General features: G+C 43.1%; 23 protein-coding genes. 14 read left to right on the top strand and 9 right to left on the bottom strand.

Features of this window, described 5'->3' with window-relative positions:
- Position 1 precedes the first annotated feature (1 nt).
- The 4 genes from E4T71_RS00715 to E4T71_RS00700 all read right to left on the bottom strand — a co-directional run bounded on the left by E4T71_RS00715 (position 2) and on the right by E4T71_RS00700 (position 3,993).
- Complete coding sequence (locus E4T71_RS00715; protein WP_135035378.1) at positions 2-808, bottom strand: PTS mannose/fructose/sorbose transporter subunit IIC; 807 nt, start codon at positions 806-808, stop codon at positions 2-4.
- 17 nt (positions 809-825) lie between these two features.
- Positions 826-1,818, bottom strand: a complete 993-nt coding sequence (locus tag E4T71_RS00710; RefSeq protein WP_135035375.1) for a PTS sugar transporter subunit IIB — start codon at positions 1,816-1,818, stop codon at positions 826-828.
- Between the two features lie 171 nt (positions 1,819-1,989).
- Entirely contained in the window at positions 1,990-3,012 is a 1,023-nt protein-coding gene (adhP, locus tag E4T71_RS00705) for an alcohol dehydrogenase AdhP (protein WP_135035373.1), read from the bottom strand.
- A 165-nt stretch (positions 3,013-3,177) separates the two neighbouring features.
- Positions 3,178-3,993, bottom strand: a complete 816-nt coding sequence (locus E4T71_RS00700) for an HAD family hydrolase (RefSeq protein WP_135035370.1) — start codon at positions 3,991-3,993, stop codon at positions 3,178-3,180.
- 86 nt (positions 3,994-4,079) lie between these two features.
- Here E4T71_RS00700 and E4T71_RS00695 point away from each other — a divergent pair, with 86 nt between their 5' ends.
- The 4 genes from E4T71_RS00695 to E4T71_RS00680 are packed head-to-tail and all read left to right on the top strand — an operon-like array spanning position 4,080 to position 6,716.
- A complete protein-coding gene (locus E4T71_RS00695; protein WP_135035367.1) occupies positions 4,080-4,694 on the top strand; it encodes a DUF1361 domain-containing protein in 615 nt (204 codons plus the stop codon).
- A 25-nt stretch (positions 4,695-4,719) separates the two neighbouring features.
- Positions 4,720-5,178 (top strand): tRNA (adenosine(37)-N6)-threonylcarbamoyltransferase complex ATPase subunit type 1 TsaE, encoded by a 459-nt coding sequence (gene tsaE / locus E4T71_RS00690; protein ID WP_135035364.1) that lies wholly within the window; start codon positions 4,720-4,722, stop codon positions 5,176-5,178.
- Positions 5,153-5,677 carry a GNAT family N-acetyltransferase gene (locus tag E4T71_RS00685; protein WP_135035361.1) on the top strand — a complete coding sequence of 175 codons (525 nt, stop codon included), beginning with the start codon at positions 5,153-5,155 and terminating at the stop codon, positions 5,675-5,677. The genes tsaE and E4T71_RS00685 overlap by 26 nt, the downstream gene beginning before the upstream one ends.
- Positions 5,678-5,681: 4 nt before the next feature.
- Positions 5,682-6,716 carry an LCP family protein gene (locus tag E4T71_RS00680; RefSeq protein ID WP_135035358.1) on the top strand — a complete coding sequence of 345 codons (1,035 nt, stop codon included), beginning with the start codon at positions 5,682-5,684 and terminating at the stop codon, positions 6,714-6,716.
- Positions 6,717-7,017: 301 nt separating this feature from the next.
- On the opposite strand, the gene E4T71_RS00675 is transcribed toward E4T71_RS00680, so the two are convergent.
- From E4T71_RS00675 to E4T71_RS00660, 4 genes are all read right to left on the bottom strand, one after another.
- Positions 7,018-7,386 (bottom strand): hypothetical protein, encoded by a 369-nt coding sequence (locus tag E4T71_RS00675; protein WP_167758449.1) that lies wholly within the window; start codon positions 7,384-7,386, stop codon positions 7,018-7,020.
- 111 nt (positions 7,387-7,497) lie between these two features.
- Positions 7,498-8,490: an aromatic acid exporter family protein gene (locus E4T71_RS00670; protein ID WP_135035352.1), complete on the bottom strand. Its 993-nt coding sequence runs from the start codon at positions 8,488-8,490 to the stop codon at positions 7,498-7,500.
- Positions 8,491-8,628: 138 nt separating this feature from the next.
- Positions 8,629-8,952 carry a hypothetical protein gene (locus E4T71_RS00665; protein ID WP_135035349.1) on the bottom strand — a complete coding sequence of 108 codons (324 nt, stop codon included), beginning with the start codon at positions 8,950-8,952 and terminating at the stop codon, positions 8,629-8,631.
- Complete coding sequence (locus E4T71_RS00660; RefSeq protein WP_135035346.1) at positions 8,953-9,372, bottom strand: HIT family protein; 420 nt, start codon at positions 9,370-9,372, stop codon at positions 8,953-8,955.
- A gap of 130 nt (positions 9,373-9,502) precedes the next feature.
- Between E4T71_RS00660 and E4T71_RS00655 the strand changes: the two genes are divergently transcribed.
- The 10 genes from E4T71_RS00655 to rbfA all read left to right on the top strand — a co-directional run bounded on the left by E4T71_RS00655 (position 9,503) and on the right by rbfA (position 18,309).
- A complete protein-coding gene (locus tag E4T71_RS00655) occupies positions 9,503-10,237 on the top strand; it encodes an ABC transporter ATP-binding protein (protein ID WP_135035343.1) in 735 nt (244 codons plus the stop codon).
- Positions 10,230-11,282, top strand: coding sequence for an ABC transporter permease (locus E4T71_RS00650; protein WP_135035340.1), 1,053 nt, complete (start codon positions 10,230-10,232; stop codon positions 11,280-11,282). The genes E4T71_RS00655 and E4T71_RS00650 overlap by 8 nt, the downstream gene beginning before the upstream one ends.
- 39 nt (positions 11,283-11,321) lie before the next feature.
- Positions 11,322-12,116, top strand: a complete 795-nt coding sequence (gene ccrZ, locus E4T71_RS00645) for a cell cycle regulator CcrZ (protein WP_135035337.1) — start codon at positions 11,322-11,324, stop codon at positions 12,114-12,116.
- Positions 12,113-12,754 carry a tRNA (guanosine(46)-N7)-methyltransferase TrmB gene (gene trmB, locus E4T71_RS00640; RefSeq protein ID WP_135035334.1) on the top strand — a complete coding sequence of 214 codons (642 nt, stop codon included), beginning with the start codon at positions 12,113-12,115 and terminating at the stop codon, positions 12,752-12,754. The genes ccrZ and trmB overlap by 4 nt, the downstream gene beginning before the upstream one ends.
- Positions 12,755-12,905: 151 nt before the next feature.
- Complete coding sequence (gene rimP / locus E4T71_RS00635; RefSeq protein WP_245165698.1) at positions 12,906-13,355, top strand: ribosome maturation factor RimP; 450 nt, start codon at positions 12,906-12,908, stop codon at positions 13,353-13,355.
- A gap of 44 nt (positions 13,356-13,399) precedes the next feature.
- Positions 13,400-14,623, top strand: coding sequence for a transcription termination factor NusA (gene nusA, locus E4T71_RS00630; RefSeq protein WP_135035328.1), 1,224 nt, complete (start codon positions 13,400-13,402; stop codon positions 14,621-14,623).
- A gap of 2 nt (positions 14,624-14,625) precedes the next feature.
- Positions 14,626-14,922: an RNase P modulator RnpM gene (gene rnpM, locus E4T71_RS00625; protein ID WP_135035325.1), complete on the top strand. Its 297-nt coding sequence runs from the start codon at positions 14,626-14,628 to the stop codon at positions 14,920-14,922.
- A complete protein-coding gene (locus E4T71_RS00620; RefSeq protein WP_135035321.1) occupies positions 14,915-15,217 on the top strand; it encodes a YlxQ-related RNA-binding protein in 303 nt (100 codons plus the stop codon). Before rnpM ends, E4T71_RS00620 begins: the two co-directional genes overlap by 8 nt.
- Positions 15,218-15,233: 16 nt before the next feature.
- On the top strand, positions 15,234-17,939 hold the full coding sequence (infB, locus tag E4T71_RS00615) for a translation initiation factor IF-2 (RefSeq protein ID WP_135035318.1): 2,706 nt from the start codon (positions 15,234-15,236) through the stop codon (positions 17,937-17,939).
- A 13-nt stretch (positions 17,940-17,952) separates the two neighbouring features.
- The gene (gene rbfA / locus E4T71_RS00610) at positions 17,953-18,309 is read left to right on the top strand and encodes a 30S ribosome-binding factor RbfA (protein WP_135035315.1); all 357 of its coding nucleotides are present in this window, start codon (positions 17,953-17,955) and stop codon (positions 18,307-18,309) included.
- Positions 18,310-18,533: 224 nt separating this feature from the next.
- Here rbfA and E4T71_RS00605 read toward each other — a convergent pair.
- Positions 18,534-18,875 (bottom strand): transposase (locus E4T71_RS00605; RefSeq protein WP_194181234.1); only part of this gene is annotated, 342 nt, incomplete at its 5' end.

Below are 18,875 nucleotides of genomic sequence, written 5' to 3'. Positions count from 1 at the left end.
CTTAGTAGTCTTCAAGAATGTCCCCGATAGGGTCAGTAGAAGTGGCTGTAGCAGTACCATTACCGGAACCTCCCTTTTTGGATAGGTTTAGATAGATAAAGGCAAGAGCAACACCAATAGCACCGAGAGCAATCAAGGTCAAATCAGAAACAGCGGCAAGAGCAAAACCGATTGCAAAGAATGGCCATACTTCACGAGTAGCCATCATGTTGATAACCATAGCGTAACCAACAGCGACAACCATACCACCTCCGATAGCCATTCCTTCTGATAACCAAGCAGGCATGGCTTCAAGAGCTGATTGTACTGCACTTGTTGGGATAGCAAGAAGGAGGGCAGCAGGAATAGCAATCCGTAGTCCTTGAAGAAGAAGGGCAATATAGTGGTAACGCTCCATTTTGGCGATATTTCCTTCTTTAGCAGCGGCATCTGCTCCATGAACCAAACCAACAGAAGCAGTCCGTACCAACATGGTTAGGAATAGACCTGCAACGGCTAGGGGAATAGCAACGGCTTGGGCAACGGCGATACCACGAGGAGAAGTATCGCCTCCTAGAACAAGGATAATGGCAGCTGCTACAGAGGCAAGAGCAGCATCTGGTGCAACTGCAGCACCGATATTAGCCCAACCAAGGGCAATCATTTGTAGAGAACCACCGAGCATAATACCGGCAGTAAGATTGCCGGTAACAAGACCGATAAGAGTACAAGCAACGAGTGGTTGATGGAATTGGAATTGATCCAAGATACCTTCAAGTCCAGCTAGGAAGGCAACAAGGACAACCAAAATTGCAGAAATCAATGACATGTTTTATGTCCTTTCTATTATTCGTGAATGTTGGCCTTAGAGATGAGGTCAAACAAGTCTTTTTTAGAATCATTCGGAACCTTTCTGACGTCAAATTCAACGCCAAGGTCACGCAATTTTTCAAAGGTCGCAACGTCTTCTTTATCCATGGAGAGAACATTGTTAACCATTGTTTTACCAGTTGAGTGTGCCATGGAACCAACATTTAAGGTTTTGATAGGCACGCCTCCTTCAATGGCCCGAAGAGCGTCTTGAGGTGTTTCAAATAGGATAAGGGCATGGGTATTTCCAAACCGAGGATCTTTTGAGACATCAATCAATTTTTGAATAGGAACAACATTGGCTTTAACATTACCAGGTGCTGCTTGTTTGATTAACTCTTTGCGGAGCTCGTCCTGAGAAACTGAATCCGATGCTACGATGATACGATCAGCTTTTGAGTCAGGAGTCCATCCAGTGGCCACTTGACCGTGAAGCAAGCGGGTGTCGATTCGAGCTAAATTGATCTTCAACTGCCCATCTCCAATAACAGTTCCTTCAGGGATAGCTGTTTGAATAGTAGGGCCTTCTACTGCAGCTGTTGCTTCTTCAGCAGGGTTTAGTTCCTCAGGTAGAGCCTTAATCCCCTCTTTTGCCTCTTTAATGATGTTGGCTGCGACAGCTTCAACCCCAGCCGATGCATCCATCATTCGTTCTGTGTAGGCTTGAATTAACATCGGTAAGTTCAAACCAGTGATAATAGCGAACTTGCGGTCGGGGTTTTCTCCCATGACACGACTAGCTTGGTTGAAGGGTGATCCACTCCAAAGGTCAGCTAGGACAAGTACTTCGTCCTCAGCATCAAAAGCAGCTACAGCGTCATTGAACTTGGCATACAAGTCGTCTGGTCCTTCACTCGGCATAAAGGTCACAACCTGGACTTTTTCCTGATCACCAAAGATCATAGATCCAGATTGATGAATGCCGGCAGCAAATTCACCGTGGCTGGCAATAATGATTCCAATACTCATTATTGGTCTCCTCCTAAAAAATATTTGCGACTTAAATTCTTAAGAAATTTTTAAGCTATCTCATTGTAAAGCGATTTCAAAAAAATGTCAAGTAATTTCAAAAATTCTCATACAAGTGAAAAAACCACAAAAAATAGGGAACTCATTCAGCGTTCCCTATTTTGGAAAAGATTAAGCGTTTTTAAAGTCTAGTACCATACGGCCTTGGATTGTACCCGCTTCCATTTCATCAAAGACAGCTGGTGCCTCTTCTACTGGACGTAGTTGTACAACTGGTACTACGAGTCCCTCAGCTCCAAATTGGAAGGCTTCTTCCAAATCTTTACGAGTTCCAACAAGAGAGCCTACAACTTTAATACCATCTAAAACGAGTTTTACGATACTGAGATCCATATATTCAGATGGTAGTCCAACGGCCACAAGAACACCTGCAGCCCGAAGGGAATCGACAGCTTGGTTAAAGGCAACTTTTGATACTGCTGTTACGACTGCAGCATGGGCTCCAAGACCAGTAATTTCCATAATTTTTCCAGGAACATCTTCAACTTCCAAGCCATTGAGGCTAATGTCGGCTCCTGCTTCTAGGGCCAAATCTAATTTATCTTGATTAATATCGACGGCAATAACATGAGCATTGAAAACTTTTTTAGCATATTGGATAGCAAGGTTCCCAAGACCACCAGCACCGTAAACGACAACCCATTGACCAGGCTGAACATTCGCTTCTTTGATGGCTTTGTAGGTGGTTACCCCAGCACAGGTGATAGAAGAAGCTTGAGCTGGATCAAGATTTTCAGGAACTTTCACAGCATAGTCTGCAGTCACGATACATTGTTTAGCCATGCCTCCGTCAACAGAGTAGCCAGCATTTTTAACGTCACGGCAGAGAGTTTCACGACCGGTTGTACAGTATTCACAGGTTCCACATCCCTGGAAGAACCAAGCAATGCTGACACGGTCCCCGACTTTGAGACTGGTTACATCGGGAGCTACTTCTTTAACAAGTCCGATACCTTCATGACCTAGGACACGACCTGGAACTTTTCCAAAATCACCATGTGCAACGTGTAAATCGGTGTGGCAGACTCCACAGTATTCAATTTCTACGAGAGCTTCACCAGCTTCGATAGGACGAAATTCTTTTTCAACAACTTCTACACCAGTTCCTTCTGCATTAACAACAACTGCTTTCATATGAGCCTCCTTATTCTTAGGGATAGTTCCCTTTCTCATATGTTTAGTATATCACAATGGTTTTATAGTTGCAAGCGTTTACATAAAAGCTATCAAAAAAGGAAGCAGTTCAAAATTAGAATGAAATCTTGGACTGCTTTCTGGAGCTTGGCTATTTCTTTATCTTTATAAGAAGAGTTGTAGTAATTTTTGGGCAACTCCGTCTTCTTGATTGGTCCATGGGATTTGTTGGTCAGCGTAGTCCAGGAGCTTAGGGTTGGCATTTTGCATGGCGTAACCTGATCCGGCATAGGCTAACATCTCTTTGTCATTGAGTTGGTCTCCAAAAGCAATTAAATCAGAGGGCTGCTTTTGATAGACAGTCAAGAGATGTTTGAGGGCATTTGCTTTGTGAATGCCTTTAGGGGTACATTCTAAAATATTGTAGGGTCCGCCCCAGGAACTAACGTTCATTTCACCGTGGTAGTAAGCCATCAAGTCTTGAGCTAGGCTTTCACTATCTTGAAAACGGGTTTGAAAGAGGATGGCATTTGGGTTTTTGCTGATTTTTTGTAGAATCAGTTGGTGTTGGGTTGTGATTTTATCCACCCCTAAAAGTTGGGGGTCAAAACTATGAGAGTCTTGTTGGTGAATAAAGAATTTTTTCCGGTATTCACTTACAATGAAGTCTGCTTGAACCTCATCTTGTCGTTGAACGAGGTCAACCAGATATTCTTTATCAATGGTGTATTCCCGTTCGTGGTCCCACTCTTTTCCAGGGAGAACGGTTAAAGCACCATTGAAAGAAATCAAAGGGGTCTCTAGCCCTAGCTGTTGGTAGTAGGGGAGAGCTGAGCGGTAGGGACGACCAGTTGTGATAATAATTTTATGTCCCTGCGCTTGAATCTTGTTGAGGACTTCTTGACTTTTAGAGGAAATTTGTTGTTGATTGTTTAAGAGGGTCCCATCGAGGTCGAGGGCAATAATTTTACGAGTTTCCATACATGCTCCAGTTTTTTTGCTTTTACCTAGTATAGCAAATTTTAAACTTTTCATGGTAAACTGATACAAATAAAAAAGGAGTTACGATGTATAAACGAATTTTTATTGTCTATCAATCTGCTTTTATTGCGATTTTTGCAGTACTAGCCTTGATTGGAGCGACCCAACAAGGTCCCAATTTAACATGGAATATGTTTTTAGCTTTGACGGCTCTAGACTTTGCTCTTCTCTCTAAGGTGACACAGAATCGTATCTTGCGATGGGGAGCTTGGCTTTTATGGTTACTCTTTTTTCCAAATACTTTCTATATGGTCACTGATTTGATACACATGCATTGGGTAGGGGATGTTCTCTACAATAGGGCCAATCAGAAGCTCTTTTTTGGCTTTGTCTTTGCTATATTTTTCGGAGTATTGTGTGGGGTTGAAAGTTGGCGCTTGGTGCGCTCACACTTTTCATGGAAGCTATGGCAAGAGATTTTTGCTACCTCAATCTTATCTTTTCTCTCGAGTTTGGCTATTACAGTAGGTCGTTATCCCCGATTGAATTCATGGGATGTCTTTACGCGTCCGAGACTTGTGCTTCAGACTTTTTTGGATATCTTTAGCTGGGAATACATTATTTTTGTCTTAGGATTTGCGGCTCTTCAAGGCATGTGCCTCTTTTTACTTGCTGATGATTGGATAAAAAGTAGGAAGTAAGAGGGGAATTTGGTATAATGGTGGAATGATAATTCAAAATGAAGAAACCCTGATAGCCTGGGGAGAGAAACTAGGGCACCTACTGGATGTAGGCGATGTCTTGATTTTATCAGGAGATTTGGGAGCTGGAAAAACGACTTTTACCAAGGGCTTAGCGCGAGGATTGGATATTGATCAAATGATCAAAAGTCCAACTTATACGATTGTTCGTGAATATGAGGGGCGGTTGCCACTTTATCACTTGGATGTCTATCGGATTGATGGTGATCCGGATTCGATCGACTTAGATGCGTTTCTGTTTGGGGAAGGGATTACCGTTATTGAATGGGGAGAGTTGTTGGAGGAGGCTCTTCCAGACGATTACCTTCATGTGACTCTTCATCATGAGGGGGAAGGACGTCGTCTGGAGTTGGCAGCAGTTGGCCAGCGTAGTCAAGAATTGATGGAGGCTTGGAAGGATGCCGCAGCAAGAGTTGGTGATTGAGGAGGCTCAGGCCTCAGATGCTTCTAGTTTATTAGCATTTTTTAAGCAAGTCGCCGGTGAGAGTGACCTTACTAGTTTGGAGCCTAGTGGCCTTGATTTATCCCAAAAGCAGCTGGCTGATTATTTGGAGTCTAGTGCTAACCATCCATCACGTTTGTTCTTACTAGCTCGTTTAGACAATCAAGTGATTGGTCTTTTGAATGTGTCCATCGATTCCAATCCTCGTTTGAGTCATGTGGGAGAGGTCTTTGTGGCTGTAGGACAGGCTTATTGGGGTCATGGTATCGGGACGATGCTTTTTGAACTGCTCCTAGACTGGTTGGCAGAAACGCCATCTATTCGCCGTTTATCTTTGAATGTTCAAGAAAGAAACCGAGCTGCCAGAGCTTTGTATGAGAAATTTGGCTTTTCCTATGAAGGTCGGCAGGAAGAAGCCATCCAACTTTGGGATGGAAGCTATGAAACAGTCCTCTATATGGGGCTTGTATTAGATAGGTAACATCATGTTTAAACAGAATTTAAAATTATTTTTAACCTTTCTTTTAGTGACCCTGATTGGTTTGGGAACCTATGCAGGTACGATTTACTTCCAATCCACAGGTCAGTTAGCGAAAACCTTTCAGAATTTTGGTCGTCAATCGGATGTTATTGAAAAAGCAGAACCCATGACCATGCTCCTAATGGGAGTAGACACCGGGAGTGGCTCACGGTCCGATCCTTGGGAAGGAAATAGTGATACCATGCTGTTGGTGACCGTTAATCCGGATACCAAAGAAACCACGATGATGAGTTTAGAAAGGGACATCTTGACCAAGATTTCACAAAAAGGTGAGGTGACGGAAGCTAAACTGAATGCCGCTTATGCCATGGGTGGTGCTGAATTGGCGATTCCGACGATTGAGTCCTTGATGAATATTAGCATTGATCACTATGTCATGATTAATATGCAGGGGTTGGTTGAGTTGGTGGATGCGGTTGGTGGTATTGAGGTCAATAATACTTTTGACTTCCCAATCTCCATTGAGGAGCAAGAACCTGAATATACTGCAACCATTAAACCAGGAAAACAGCATATTAATGGCGATCAAGCCCTAGTCTATGCTCGGATGCGTTACCAAGATCCGGAGGGAGATTATGGTCGTCAACAACGCCAGCGAGAAGCTATTCAAAAAGTAGTGCAAAAAGTTCTTAGTTTAAATAGTGTCAGTCATTATAAAGAAATCCTAGGTGCTGTCAGCAATAATATGCAGACGAGTATTGACCTCTCATCCAATAGTATTCCGAAACTCTTGGTTTACCAAGATGCTTTCCGAAATATTCAACAAGAGCAACTGCGGGGAGAAGATGCAACTCTTCCAGATGGGGGAAGCTATCAGATTGTAGAAACAGGCCATATTTTAGAAATGCAAAATACATTGCGCACCTCACTTGGCCTAGATAGCCTCAAAAAACTGAAGACCAATGCAGTTACCCTAGATGAGTTAAATGGAGGAGGGGCTGCATCTGAAAGTGTCGAGCCTCAATCTGCTGCTGAATAGCTATGAAGCTAGGAGAGCCTAGTTTGAAACAATAAAAGAGAGCAACTCTAAGTTGAAGTTGCTCTCTTTTATTTTCTATGGAGTAGGAAGTTTGTATTGAATACTAAGAGTGAAATAGCACTATTCCGCAGATGGGGGTAATAATTTTTGTTGATTTTAGACCTTCTACTTGGAACGATGCTTGCTCGTTATTAACTGGTTAAATAGTTTTTGTAGGTTAATAAAGGGTGTTTTTTGAGCCATAATAAGATCCTTGGTTGCAGGTGCTAGGATTCTCTCTATTTTCTGTAAAATTTCTTTTTTATTGGAATCTTTTACCATAGGTGATGTTGAAGAGACACTGAAGATTTTGTCCTTGTGGAGGGCTAGGTTGATGATCAATAATAGGCTGCAGGAGTTCATTGACAAATTTTTCCCCTTCTTCCCTTCTTTCCTTGGAATTATCAGAAAGGTTAGTGTCACTAGCTAGTACTCTGAATTCTAAAAATTCTCCTTTCCCTGTAAAGTAATAGATATCTCTTCCCTGAAAAAGCATATACTCTTCAATAGAACCTGTTAAATGGATACTATATTTTAAGTTATAAACAGTATTATGACCATCAAAATCATATTTAATTAGGTCGTTTTCTGGTCTAGAAATATAATCTAAATTATCGACAATCATTGCCATGGTAGGATTGTAGCTAGGATCATGTTCTAAATTTTGGGCATAATAAACGGAATAGTAGATTAGATTTTTTTTTAAATGGTATAGTAAGTACGAATCATGAGAAATAGGAGGCTACTTATTCCTATTATCAGAGCGAATTTTTTCATTGATTTGATTGCGATAATGGCTAGCAAAGTCAACTTTTAATTGGACAAATTGTTTGAGATCTTTGAGGAGCTGTAAGAGGATGGCGCGGGTTTCAAATTCTTGGCGTGTCTGGGGGAGCGGGCGTTTGCGGAAGGTTTCGAGGTAGGTTTGAATTTCTTCCATAAGGGCCTCGGCGGGATTGAGTTGGCTGAGTTGGTCAGCCACATGTTGAAAGAGTCCTGCTAGAATGTGGCTTTCTTCTGAGGAGAGTTGGCAGTTATTGATGGTTTGAGCCATATCCTTGAGGATGTAGTTTTGGGCTTGGCGCATTTCAAAATAGTCAACATGGTAGCTATCTTTTTGAAGGAGTTGGTCGGAGTAGTCTAGGTAGGCAACTTCTAGAGCTTGACGGAGTTCGAGGTCTAATTCTTTGACCAATTTAGCATCGTTTCGTCCATCCCCTTGTCTGAGGAAAAACACGAAGCGTTTGAGGATGCCTTTCAGTAAATTTTCTACTTGGGTGTGGTAAGTCTCCAACTCTTTTTGTCGCCCGGGCATATAGAGAATGACCAAGAGGGCGCTGAGGGTTCCAATTAGGAAGATCAGAACTTCGTTGGCAAGGAAGGAGAGGGCGACGCTTTCTTCTAAAAGAAGGTGGGTTACTAAAACGGTACTAGGGGTAATCCCGATTTCTAGCTGGAAGTGATGGGCCAAGGGGACATAGAGGAGTAGGAAGGGGGCTAGGGACCAGAGGTGAAAGCCTAGTATCAAGAAGACTAAACTACCTAGTGCTAGAGCTAGGAGCGCTGATAATAGTCTTTGATAGGCTAAGGTAAAGGTTCGTTGCCGAGTGTCTGAAACACTGAGAATGGCAATAATACCAGCTGTGATGGCATAATTAGCCCCTAGAAAACTGGCTAGGAAAGCCGCTGAACAGGTGGCGAGAGTAAGTTTTAAGGTACGTTGAAGGAGGGACATAGGGGCCTTTCTGGAATAACTTTGACAATATTTTCAAATATTGAACGATTGTAAGTGGCAAATGAAGGTTTGTGTTTAGAGTTTTTTGAGGATAAATAGGAGAACCCCTGCGTTAACAATCGCGGGGGCTTACTAGGGTTACTTCTGATTTGGGTGATTTTTGACTTGCTTGACACGCTCTTGAGCCTGTTCCATTTGAGCTTGAATTTGTTCTGCTCGTGCCTGGGCTTCCTGACTAAACGCTTGTGTTTTATAGGCGAGGTCATGGGCTAGGGGTGCAATTTTTTCGGCTTCTTTTTGGAGAGTTTTCAGTTGGTTTTTCAGTTGTGCTTGTAGGGCGTTAACTCGCTTGGTTTCAACGGCAGCCTCTTTGGCATTACTGAAAATCTCCTTACGGTTCAGGACAAGTTCGTAGGAAGATTTGGCAGCACTTAAAAATAGAATGGTTGATAGCAAACTCATTTAAGCTTCCTCCTGAGTTTCTTGGATTTTCTGGGCTAGCTGTGCCAAGTGGGCAAAGTCAGGTTCCTGAGTTTGGAATTGGATAGCGAGGCCATCTCCTGCTTCAAAGCGGGGAAGTAAGTGGACATGGGTATGGAAAACAGTTTGTCCAGCTGCTTCTTCACTGTTATTGAGGACATTGATTCCTTGCGCTCCAACAGCTTTTTTTAGACGACGGGCTAAGGCCGGAACTTGTCCAAAAAGATCTTTAGCGACTTGTGGTTCTAAATCAAGAATGTTCCGATAATGCTTTTTGGGGATTACCAAGGTATGGCCCGGGGTTGTTTGGGAAATGTCCAAAAAAGCTAGAATGTGCTCATCTTCATAGACTTTACTAGCTGGGATTTCTCCCGCAACAATTTTACAGAAAAGACAATCCATATTTTCCTCCTTAAGTTCCTTCCATTTGTTATAATGGAATTGATTGAATTTCAATAGGAAAGCGGTTGACGATGACCGCCAGAGGCGACCTGTGCTCGCTTTCTCTTAGTATAGCAAAAATGGAGGATTTATGTTAGAAGTGAATCAGGTTACGGGGGGATATTTCAACCTACCTGTGTTGAAAGAGATTAGTTTCTCCGTTAAAAAACATGAAATTGTAGGGTTGATTGGATTAAATGGGGCTGGGAAGTCGACGACGATTAAGGAAATTATCGGTTTTCTTCATCCGTATAAGGGTGAAATCCTCTTGGATGGGCAAAAACTTCAAGAAGATGCCGTGACTTACCGGAAGAAGATTGGCTATATACCAGAAACACCAATGCTCTATGATGAATTGACTTTGCGGGAGCATTTAGAAATCATAGCCATGGCCTATGAAAAAGATTTAGACCAAGCTCTCGAACGTCTAGCTCCCTATCTTCAGCGATTCCGCTTGGATCAAAAGCTAGATTGGCTACCGGCGGAATTTTCCAAGGGGATGAAACAGAAGGTCATGATTTTGTGTGCCATTTTAGTGGATCCCGATTTGTATATTGTGGATGAACCTTTTTTAGGATTAGATCCCTTAGCCATTGAGGATTTATTGCAGTTTCTTCTGGAGGAAAGAAAAAAAGGAAAGGGTGTTTTAATGTCTACCCATGTCTTGGATACTGCCGAAAGGGTTTGTGATCGCTACATCCTTCTCCATCAAGGTCAAGTTCTGGCAGAGGGGAGTCTACCAGACATCCAGGAACAATTCCAACTGCCGGGTCAAAGCCTTCATGATATTTATCTACGAGTGACGCAGGAGGACCAGCATGCATGATTTGTTTAAGCGAAGACGGCAAGCCTTCCACAAGGAAATGATGGGCTATCTTCGCTATGTGCTGAATGATCATTTTGTTCTTTTTTGTTTTCTTTTTTTGGGTTTAGTGTTGACCCAGTATCGAGCAATTTTAGTGGATTCAGCACCTTATCGAGGGATTTTAATCTGGCTCCTACCGTTGGTCTCAGCTATTTGTTTTTGGCCTGGACGGATGGCCAGCTACTTGCGGCGAGGTGATGAATTTTTCCTGTTGGTTCAGGAAGCTGATGTTCAAGCGGTTTTATTAGTGGCTTTTCGTCGGACGCTTGGAGTGCAGCTCATTCGTGCTTTGCTTACTTTTACACTGGTTCTTCCCTTGTGGTTGGTGATTTTTAACAGCTGGATTCCTGTGATGGCTTATGTACTTCTTTTAGCTGCTCTACAATGCGGTGTTTTGAGGTACCGTTATCGAGGATTAGGTCAAGACGGTCCTGTAGATTGGAATTTTTGGATTGCAGAAGAGCAAGGTCGAACGCAAGGAATTCTACGTTTTTTCTCCCTCTTCACCCAGGTGAAAGGGATTGAGGAGCGCGTGCGGATGCGGGCCTATTGGAATCCCGTTCTCCCCATTCTGGAACGGGGGCAGTCGAATCCTTGGTACAGTTTGTTTTTGCGTTCTTTCTTACGCAAAGGGCCTTACTATGGGCTTTGGGTACGACTTCAGTTTTTAGCTTTGTTAGCCCTCATCTTGCTGCCGCATGTTTGGTTAGCGGCTGGTCTGGCTTTTGTGGCGTATTATCTGTTGTTTTTCCAGTTATTGGCTCTTTTTAGGAGTCAGGATGGGCAAGTAATGACGGGATTGTTTCCAAGGGGAAGTCAGGCCAAGGTGGTAGGGCTCAGACGTCTGTTAGAACAGTTAGGCTTTATCAGTTTGATTCAGGCGTTAGTGGTCTTGGGCGTACGTGGAGCCTTTTTGGAAGCAGGTATTTTCTTATTTGCGATGGGCGTGCTTTTTAAATTTTATATTCCTTATAAACTAAGAAGATTGGTTGACGAAGCTGTATAAAATTAGTAGAATGAAGAAGATTTTTTCAAGGAGGGAATAATGGAAGGGACTGATCAAGAGTTATCCTTGAGCCCGTTAGCGGGTAAAAGTGGGAATGCCTATAAGGGCACTTATCCAGATGGACGTGAAATTTTTGTAAAAATGAATACCAGCCCGATTCTAGCTGGCTTAGCCAAGGAGCAGATTGCGCCCCAACTTTTGTGGAGTCGCCGGATGCCCGACGGTCAGGTGATGACAGGGCAACAGTGGTTAAACGGAAAGATTCTAACTCCTGGAGAAATGGGTAAAAAGCAGATTATTAATATTTTGAGTCGGCTGCATCGTTCCCGTCATTTGATGGTTCAATTAACGAGTTTAGGGAAGCAGTTGGAAACTCCAATTGACTTGCTCAATTCTTGGCGGGAGTCTGTTCATTCCAATCTTCGTCGCAATCAATTTCTTCAGGAAGTGATTGATGGTCTACGTCAATCGGCTCCTGGATTCCGAGAAGATTATGCGACGATTGTTCATGGAGATGTTCGTCACAGTAACTGGATTGAGACGGAAAGTGGTTTGATTTATCTAGTAGACTGGGATTCTGTTCGTTTAACAGATCGGATGTTTGATGTGGCGCATATCTTGAGTCACTATATTCCGGAGTCACGTTGGCAGGAATGGTTGGTTTACTATGGCTATCGCTACAATGAGAAAGTGTTGAATAAGCTGTATTGGTATGCTCAGTATTCTTACTTGAACCAGATCGGTAAGTACTATGCTAATGATGATATTGATAATGTGAACCGAGAAATTTATGCTTTGCGAAATTTCCGGACACGTTTTGGAAAGGGATTATGAGAGTTCGCAATCGAAAAGGAGCCACTGAGCTTCTAGAAGCACATCCAGAATATGTGGTTTTGGATCCAGAAAGTGCCAAAGGCCACTGGCAGGAAATTTTTGGCAATAGCAATCCGATTTACGTTGAAGTTGGCTCTGGTAAGGGACAGTTTATCTCTGGGATGGCTAAGAATCATCCAGACATCAATTTTATTGGAATTGATATTCAGAAGTCTGTTTTGAGTTACGCCTTGGATAAGGTCTTGCTCACAGATGTTCCGAATATTCGCCTGCTATGGGTAGATGGGGATTCCTTAACTAACTATTTCGAGTTAGGGGAAATTCAACGACTTTACTTGAATTTTTCGGATCCTTGGCCTAAAAAACGTCATGAAAAGCGGCGTTTAACCTACAAGTCTTTCTTGGAAACTTACCAGGCAATTTTGCCTAGCCAAGGAGAAATTCACTTCAAGACGGATAATCGAGGTTTGTTTGAATATTCCTTGGTTTCGATGTCTCAATATGGAATGATTTTGGATGGCGTTTGGTTAGATCTCCACGCAAGTGAAATCGAAGGCAATGTCCGTACAGAATATGAAGAGAAGTTTTCAAGTAAAGGGCAAGTTATCTATCGCTTGGAAGCGCATTTTCCAGATTAAACTGTTCTTTCGGCTATTAAAATCCTTGCTTTTGAGGATTTCTATGGTATAATCTAAACAGAATGAAAAAATGAAGGAGGGGCGAAGAGAAATCTTCGCCTCTTGTTTATAGCAAAAAGGAGGTGTTCTTATCGCAACGATTGTTGAACAGGTGTCCCAGGTGTTAGAGGGACAGATTCCTCAGCCCTATGAACTGGTAGACATTGAGTATGCTAAATTGGGTGGTGATATGGTCTTGAGTGTCTTTGTGGACAAGCCTGGTGGTATCACTGTTGAGGATACGGCTGATTTGACAGACTTGATTAGTCCACTTTTGGATACCATCCAGCCAGACCCTTTCCCTGAAAATTATTTCTTGGAGGTGTCCAGTCCTGGTTTGGAACGACCATTAAAAACAGCTACAGCCATGGAAGCAGCCGTTGGTTCCTACATCCATGTGAGTCTTTATCAAGCGATTGATAAGAAAAAACAAATTGAAGGAGATCTCCTATCTTTTGATGGCGAGACGCTGCAATTGGAATATATGGATAAAACGCGGAAGAAACAAGTGGAAATTCCCTACAAGTTGGTTTCCAAAGCCCGCTTGGCCGTGAAATTTTAGTTATAACAGAAAGGAGCTTTTGGGGAACCAAAAGCAAGTGAAGCATGAGTAAAGAAATGAAGGAAGCTTTCCGCATTCTTGAAGAAGATAAGGGGATCAAAAAAGAAGATATCATTGATACAGTCATCGAATCTCTTCGTGCTGCCTATCGTCGTCGTTACGGACAAGCTGATAGTGCCCTTATTGAGTTTGATGAGAAGAAAGCAGATTTCCACGTTTACACGGTTCGTGAAGTTGTAGATGAAGTATTTGATAGCCGCTTGGAAATCAGCTTGAAAGATGCCTTGGGCATTAATGCAGCTTATGAGCTCGGAGATAAAATCAAATTTGAAGAATCTCCAACGGAGTTTGGTCGGGTAGCTGCCCAATCGGCTAAACAAACCATCATGGAGAAAATGCGTAAGCAAACACGCCTAATTACTTACAACACTTATAAAGAACACGAAAATGAACTAATGAGTGGTACCGTCGAGCGTTTTGATGCCCGCTTTATCTACATTAATCTTGGAAGCATTGAGGCACAAATGTCTCGTAAGGATCAAATCCCAGGTGAAGTTTTTGCCTCCCATGATCGTATCGAAGTGTATGTGGAAAAGGTTGAAGATAATCCACGAGGGGTGAATGTTTTCGTGAGTCGTAGTCATCCACAGATGATTAAACGCTTGATGGAGCAAGAAATTCCCGAAGTTTACGATGGAACTGTTGAGATTATGTCAGTCTCTCGTGAAGCTGGGGATCGGACGAAGGTGGCAGTGCGTAGTCATAACCCAAACGTTGATGCGATTGGTACCATTGTTGGACGTGGCGGAAGCAATATCAAAAAAATTACGAGTAAGTTCCACCCTGCACGGTACGATGCTAAATTGGAAAAATGGATTCCAACTGAGGAAAACATTGACGTCATCGAGTGGGTCAGTGATCCAGCCGAATTTATTTATAATGCCATTGCACCTGCTGAAGTTGACCAGGTAATCTTTGATGAAAAAGATAGCAAGCGTGCTTTGGTCGTTGTACCAGATGACAAATTGTCCTTGGCCATTGGTCGTCGTGGACAAAATGTCCGTTTGGCGGCTCATTTAACAGGTTTCCGAATTGATATCAAATCGGCTTCTGAATTTGAGGCTATGGAAGCTGCAGCCATGGAGGCAGCAGAAGTGGTTGCTGAAGAAGTTTTGGATGTGGAAGAACAAACGGTAGCAGAAGTTACGGATGCAGTTGAAGTTGCAGAAGCTACTCTAACAGAGAGCATTGAAAACGAACAGGAATAAGTATGACCAAAGCAAGAAAGATTCCTTTGAGGAAGTCCCTTGTTTCGGGTGAAGTGATTGATAAACGTGATTTAGTAAGGATTGTCCGGACGAAAGACGGGCAGGTTAGCATTGACCCAACTGGTAAGGCCAACGGTCGTGGGGCTTATATCAAATTGGACAATGAAGAAGCTACCTTGGCTAAGCAACGGAAGGTCTTTGATCGCAGTTTTCGTCAGGAAATTTCCGAAGAATTTTACGATGAACTGATCGCTTTTGTCGATCGCAAATTGAAACGAAGAGAGTTAGGACTTGAATAAGGAAGAACAGTTGTTAAACCTTTTAGGTCTGGCCCAGCGAGCAGGAAAGCTTGTTTCTGGTGAAGATTTAGTCATTAAAAGCATTCAGAATAACCAAGCACAATTAGTGTTTTTGGCACAAGATGCAGGCCCTAATCTTCGTAAGACCATTGAGGATAAAAGTCACTACTATAAAAAGAAGGTAGTTGATAATTTTTCAACACAAGAATTGAGTCTGGCCATCGGGCGCCAACGGAAGGTGCTTAGTGTGGTCGATTCCGGATTTGCAAAAAAAATGAGGTCCATTATGAGCTAGAAATGGAGGCATGAAAATGTCTAAAAAACGTTTGTATGAAATTGCCAAGGAATTGGGCAAGGAAAGTAAAGAGATTGTCAGTCGAGCTAAGGACTTGGGGATTGAGGTCAAAAGCCATGCTTCATCTGTCGAGGTAGAAGTTGCGAATCGCATTAAGGCTAGTTTTGAGTCTGTGAAATCAGCAGTAGCTCCGAAAGAAGTAGGACAGGCTGAAGATAAGACAGTAGCAGCTCCAACTTCTGTTCCGGAGCAAGCGTCTAAGCCAGCAGCTCCAGCTAATAATAACCGTCCACAAAATCGGAATTTTAAGGCGGAGCGTGAGGCGAAAGCTAAGGCTGAGGCGGAACGTCGTAAACAAGGACGTGGGAAGCAGGACCGCAATAAAGGTCAGGGAGGTCGTGGTCAAGGTCAAGACTTCCGTGATCGTCAAGGTCAGGGACAGGGACGTGATCAAAACCGCAATCGTGGGAATCGTGATCAAAACCGTCGTCAGGACCGGAATGCTCAGCCAGCAGCTCCCCGCCTAGACTTCAAAGCACGTGCTGCAGCCTTAAAAGCGGAACAAAATGCAGAGTACGCTCGGAATAGTGAATCCCGCTTCAAAGAAGCTCAGGCCCAGCGCCAAGCTCAAGAAGAGCAGGCAAAACGCCGCAAGGAAGCTAAACAAGAAGCAGTCACACAAGCACCTGTTGCTCCAGTTCCGGAGCCAGTCGCTTTCCAAGCACCTGTTGCGGCAGCGCCTGCTTCAGATAATCGTCGTAAGAAACAAGCGAGACCAGATAAACGTCGTGATAATGAGCACGAAGATGGTCCACGCAAGCAAGCAAATAGAAATCGAAATAACCAAAATCAAGTGAGAAATCAAAGAAATAGTAACTGGAATAAAAACAAAAACAAAGGGAAGAACCAACGTGGCAAGAACCAGGCGCCAAAACCGGTTACCGAACGCAAGTTCCACGAACTTCCTAAAGAATTTGAATACACTGCTGGCATGACCGTTGCGGATATCGCAAAACGGATCAAACGTGAACCAGCAGAAATCGTTAAGAAGCTCTTTATGATGGGAATCATGGCGACACAGAACCAATCCCTTGATGCTGAGACCATTGAACTCCTTATGGTAGATTATGGGATTGAAGCTAAAGAGAAGGTTCAAGTTGACAATGCCGATATCGAACGCTTCTTTGTTGATGATGATCACCTGAATGAAGAAGAGATGGTTGAGCGTCCACCAGTGGTTACGATCATGGGACACGTTGACCATGGTAAAACGACTCTTTTGGATACCCTTCGGAATTCTCGTGTTGCAACAGGAGAGGCTGGAGGAATCACCCAACACATCGGTGCCTACCAAATTGAAGAAAACGGCAAGAAGATTACCTTCTTGGATACTCCTGGACACGCGGCCTTTACCAGCATGCGGGCTCGTGGAGCATCTGTAACGGATATTACGATCCTGGTAGTGGCAGCGGATGACGGTGTGATGCCGCAAACCATCGAGGCGATTAACCACTCTAAGGCCGCTGATGTTCCAATTATTGTTGCCATCAACAAGATTGATAAACCAGGTGCGAATCCAGAGCGTGTCATCGGTGAATTGGCCGAGCATGGTGTTATGTCAACAGCCTGGGGTGGAGATTCTGAGTTTGTTGAAATCTCAGCTAAATTCAATCAAAACATTGATGAGCTTTTGGAAACAGTCCTCTTGGTGGCTGAAATCCAAGAACTGAAAGCAGACCCAACTGTTCGTGCCATCGGTACAGTTATTGAGGCTCAATTGGATAAAGGCAAAGGGGCTGTCGCAACGCTATTGGTTCAACAAGGAACCCTAAACGTTCAGGATCCGATTGTTGTCGGTAATACTTTTGGACGGGTTCGTGCTATGACCAACGACCTCGGTCGTCGGGTCAAAGTGGCAAGTCCATCAACACCAGTATCCATCACTGGTCTGAATGAAACTCCAATGGCGGGTGATCACTTCGCAGTTTACGAAGACGAAAAAGCTGCGCGTGCAGCTGGTGAAGAGCGTGCCAAACGTGCCCTTCTCCAACAGCGTCAAAATACAACCCGTGTTAGCTTGGAGAATCTCTTTGATACTCTTAAAGCCGGTGAAGTTAAGTCTGTTAATATTATCATTAAAGCTGACGTACAAGGTTCTGTTGAAGCCCTCGCAGCCTCTCTTCAAAAAATTGAAGTTGAAGGTGTAAAAGTGACCATCGTTCACTCAGCGGTAGGTGCTATCAATGAATCAGATATTACCTTGGCAGAAGCTTCAAATGCCATTATTATCGGCTTTAACGTTCGTCCTACTCCACAAGCTCGCCAGCAGGCAGAAACCGATGGTGTTGAAATTCGTCAACACAGCATTATTTACAAGGTTATTGAAGAAGTAGAAGATGCGATGAAGGGACTTCTTGATCCTGAATTCGAAGAAAAAGTTATCGGGGAAGCTGTTATCCGAGAGACCTTCAAGGTATCGAAAGTGGGTACAATCGGTGGATTTATGGTCTTGCGTGGTAAAATTACCCGTGATTCTAAAGTTCGCGTTATCCGTCAAGATGTTGTTATCTACGATGGTGAATTAGCAAGCTTGAAACACTACAAGGATGATGTAAAAGAAGTCAGCAACGGCCGCGAAGGTGGTCTCATGGTTGAAAACTACAATGACATTAAGGTAGATGATGTCATTGAAGCTTACATCATGGAAGAAATCAAACACTAAGAGGGAGGTCCTCATGGCAAATTCGATTCGTACTGACCGGGTCGCTATGGAAATCAAACGCGAAGTCAACGAAATCCTTCAAAAAAAGGTTCGTGACCCTCGTGTCCAAGGGGTGACCATCACCGATGTTCAAATGACAGGTGATCTCTCCCTTGCCAAAGTTTACTACAGTATCATGAGTGACTTGGCGTCGGATAATCAAAAGGCACAAATCGGTTTGGAAAAAGCGACTGGAACCATCAAACGGGAACTAGGTCGCCAACTCCATATCTATAAAATCCCCGATTTGACCTTTGTGAAAGATGAGTCCATTGAGTATGGTAATAAAATTGATCAAATGTTGCGGGATTTGAACAAGGAAGATTTTTAATTCAACCGCATTTCTTGAAAGAGTTATGACTAGTATGAGGCCTCCAACTGTTGTCAGTTGGAGGTTTTTTTGCTTGAAACGAGGCGTTACCCCAAAAACAAAAATTGCAAAAAAGCAATGTATACTAGGGGTGAGAAAATACTTGTCTTGAGAGGGGAGTTTGGCGATGGCTAAAAAGGGATTGTTCAAAGAAGAGGAAGTCTTGAATTTACTGGATTTAATACTCATTCAGAATCAAAATTAGCAGATATCCATTCTCTATGGACAATCGATCGTAAGCGAGTAGTTGATAAGCTTTGGATAACTTCTTGCAACTGATCAATGACGTCATTCAATGATTTAAATGCTTTGTTCTTAAATCCTAATTTCCGAATCTCTGCCCAAACTTGTTCAATCGGATTCATCTCTGGTGTATAAGGTGGAATAAATGTAAATTCAATATTGCTAGGAATATCCAATGTCTGTGATTTATGCCAAACCGCATTATCCATCACCAAAATAATATAGTCGTTAGGGTAAGCTTCTGACAGTTGTCGTAAAAATTCATTCATCCAAGCCGTATTACA

Source organism: Streptococcus sp. WM07 (genome assembly GCF_004570525.1).
Lineage (GTDB): Bacteria > Bacillota > Bacilli > Lactobacillales > Streptococcaceae > Streptococcus.
This window is presented reverse-complemented; position numbering and strand designations above follow the sequence as displayed.

What these genes read in the sequence shown, in the direction of transcription:
- E4T71_RS00670 (WP_135035352.1), bottom strand. Translation starts at nt 8,490, where the DNA reads ATGTCCCTCCTTCAACGTACCTTAAAACTTACTCTCGCCACCTGTTCA.
- nusA (WP_135035328.1), top strand. Translation starts at nt 13,400, where the DNA reads ATGAGTAAAGAAATGAAGGAAGCTTTCCGCATTCTTGAAGAAGATAAG.
- E4T71_RS00650 (WP_135035340.1), top strand. Translation starts at nt 10,230, where the DNA reads ATGCATGATTTGTTTAAGCGAAGACGGCAAGCCTTCCACAAGGAAATG.
- E4T71_RS00710 (WP_135035375.1), bottom strand. Translation starts at nt 1,818, where the DNA reads ATGAGTATTGGAATCATTATTGCCAGCCACGGTGAATTTGCTGCCGGC.
- E4T71_RS00665 (WP_135035349.1), bottom strand. Translation starts at nt 8,952, where the DNA reads ATGAGTTTGCTATCAACCATTCTATTTTTAAGTGCTGCCAAATCTTCC.
- E4T71_RS00655 (WP_135035343.1), top strand. Translation starts at nt 9,503, where the DNA reads ATGTTAGAAGTGAATCAGGTTACGGGGGGATATTTCAACCTACCTGTG.
- E4T71_RS00680 (WP_135035358.1), top strand. Translation starts at nt 5,682, where the DNA reads ATGTTTAAACAGAATTTAAAATTATTTTTAACCTTTCTTTTAGTGACC.
- E4T71_RS00695 (WP_135035367.1), top strand. Translation starts at nt 4,080, where the DNA reads ATGTATAAACGAATTTTTATTGTCTATCAATCTGCTTTTATTGCGATT.
- E4T71_RS00700 (WP_135035370.1), bottom strand. Translation starts at nt 3,993, where the DNA reads ATGGAAACTCGTAAAATTATTGCCCTCGACCTCGATGGGACCCTCTTA.
- ccrZ (WP_135035337.1), top strand. Translation starts at nt 11,322, where the DNA reads ATGGAAGGGACTGATCAAGAGTTATCCTTGAGCCCGTTAGCGGGTAAA.
- E4T71_RS00715 (WP_135035378.1), bottom strand. Translation starts at nt 808, where the DNA reads ATGTCATTGATTTCTGCAATTTTGGTTGTCCTTGTTGCCTTCCTAGCT.
- adhP (WP_135035373.1), bottom strand. Translation starts at nt 3,012, where the DNA reads ATGAAAGCAGTTGTTGTTAATGCAGAAGGAACTGGTGTAGAAGTTGTT.
- rnpM (WP_135035325.1), top strand. Translation starts at nt 14,626, where the DNA reads ATGACCAAAGCAAGAAAGATTCCTTTGAGGAAGTCCCTTGTTTCGGGT.
- E4T71_RS00675 (WP_167758449.1), bottom strand. Translation starts at nt 7,386, where the DNA reads ATGGCAATGATTGTCGATAATTTAGATTATATTTCTAGACCAGAAAAC.
- rbfA (WP_135035315.1), top strand. Translation starts at nt 17,953, where the DNA reads ATGGCAAATTCGATTCGTACTGACCGGGTCGCTATGGAAATCAAACGC.
- E4T71_RS00660 (WP_135035346.1), bottom strand. Translation starts at nt 9,372, where the DNA reads ATGGATTGTCTTTTCTGTAAAATTGTTGCGGGAGAAATCCCAGCTAGT.
- tsaE (WP_135035364.1), top strand. Translation starts at nt 4,720, where the DNA reads ATGATAATTCAAAATGAAGAAACCCTGATAGCCTGGGGAGAGAAACTA.
- infB (WP_135035318.1), top strand. Translation starts at nt 15,234, where the DNA reads ATGTCTAAAAAACGTTTGTATGAAATTGCCAAGGAATTGGGCAAGGAA.
- E4T71_RS00685 (WP_135035361.1), top strand. Translation starts at nt 5,153, where the DNA reads ATGCCGCAGCAAGAGTTGGTGATTGAGGAGGCTCAGGCCTCAGATGCT.
- trmB (WP_135035334.1), top strand. Translation starts at nt 12,113, where the DNA reads ATGAGAGTTCGCAATCGAAAAGGAGCCACTGAGCTTCTAGAAGCACAT.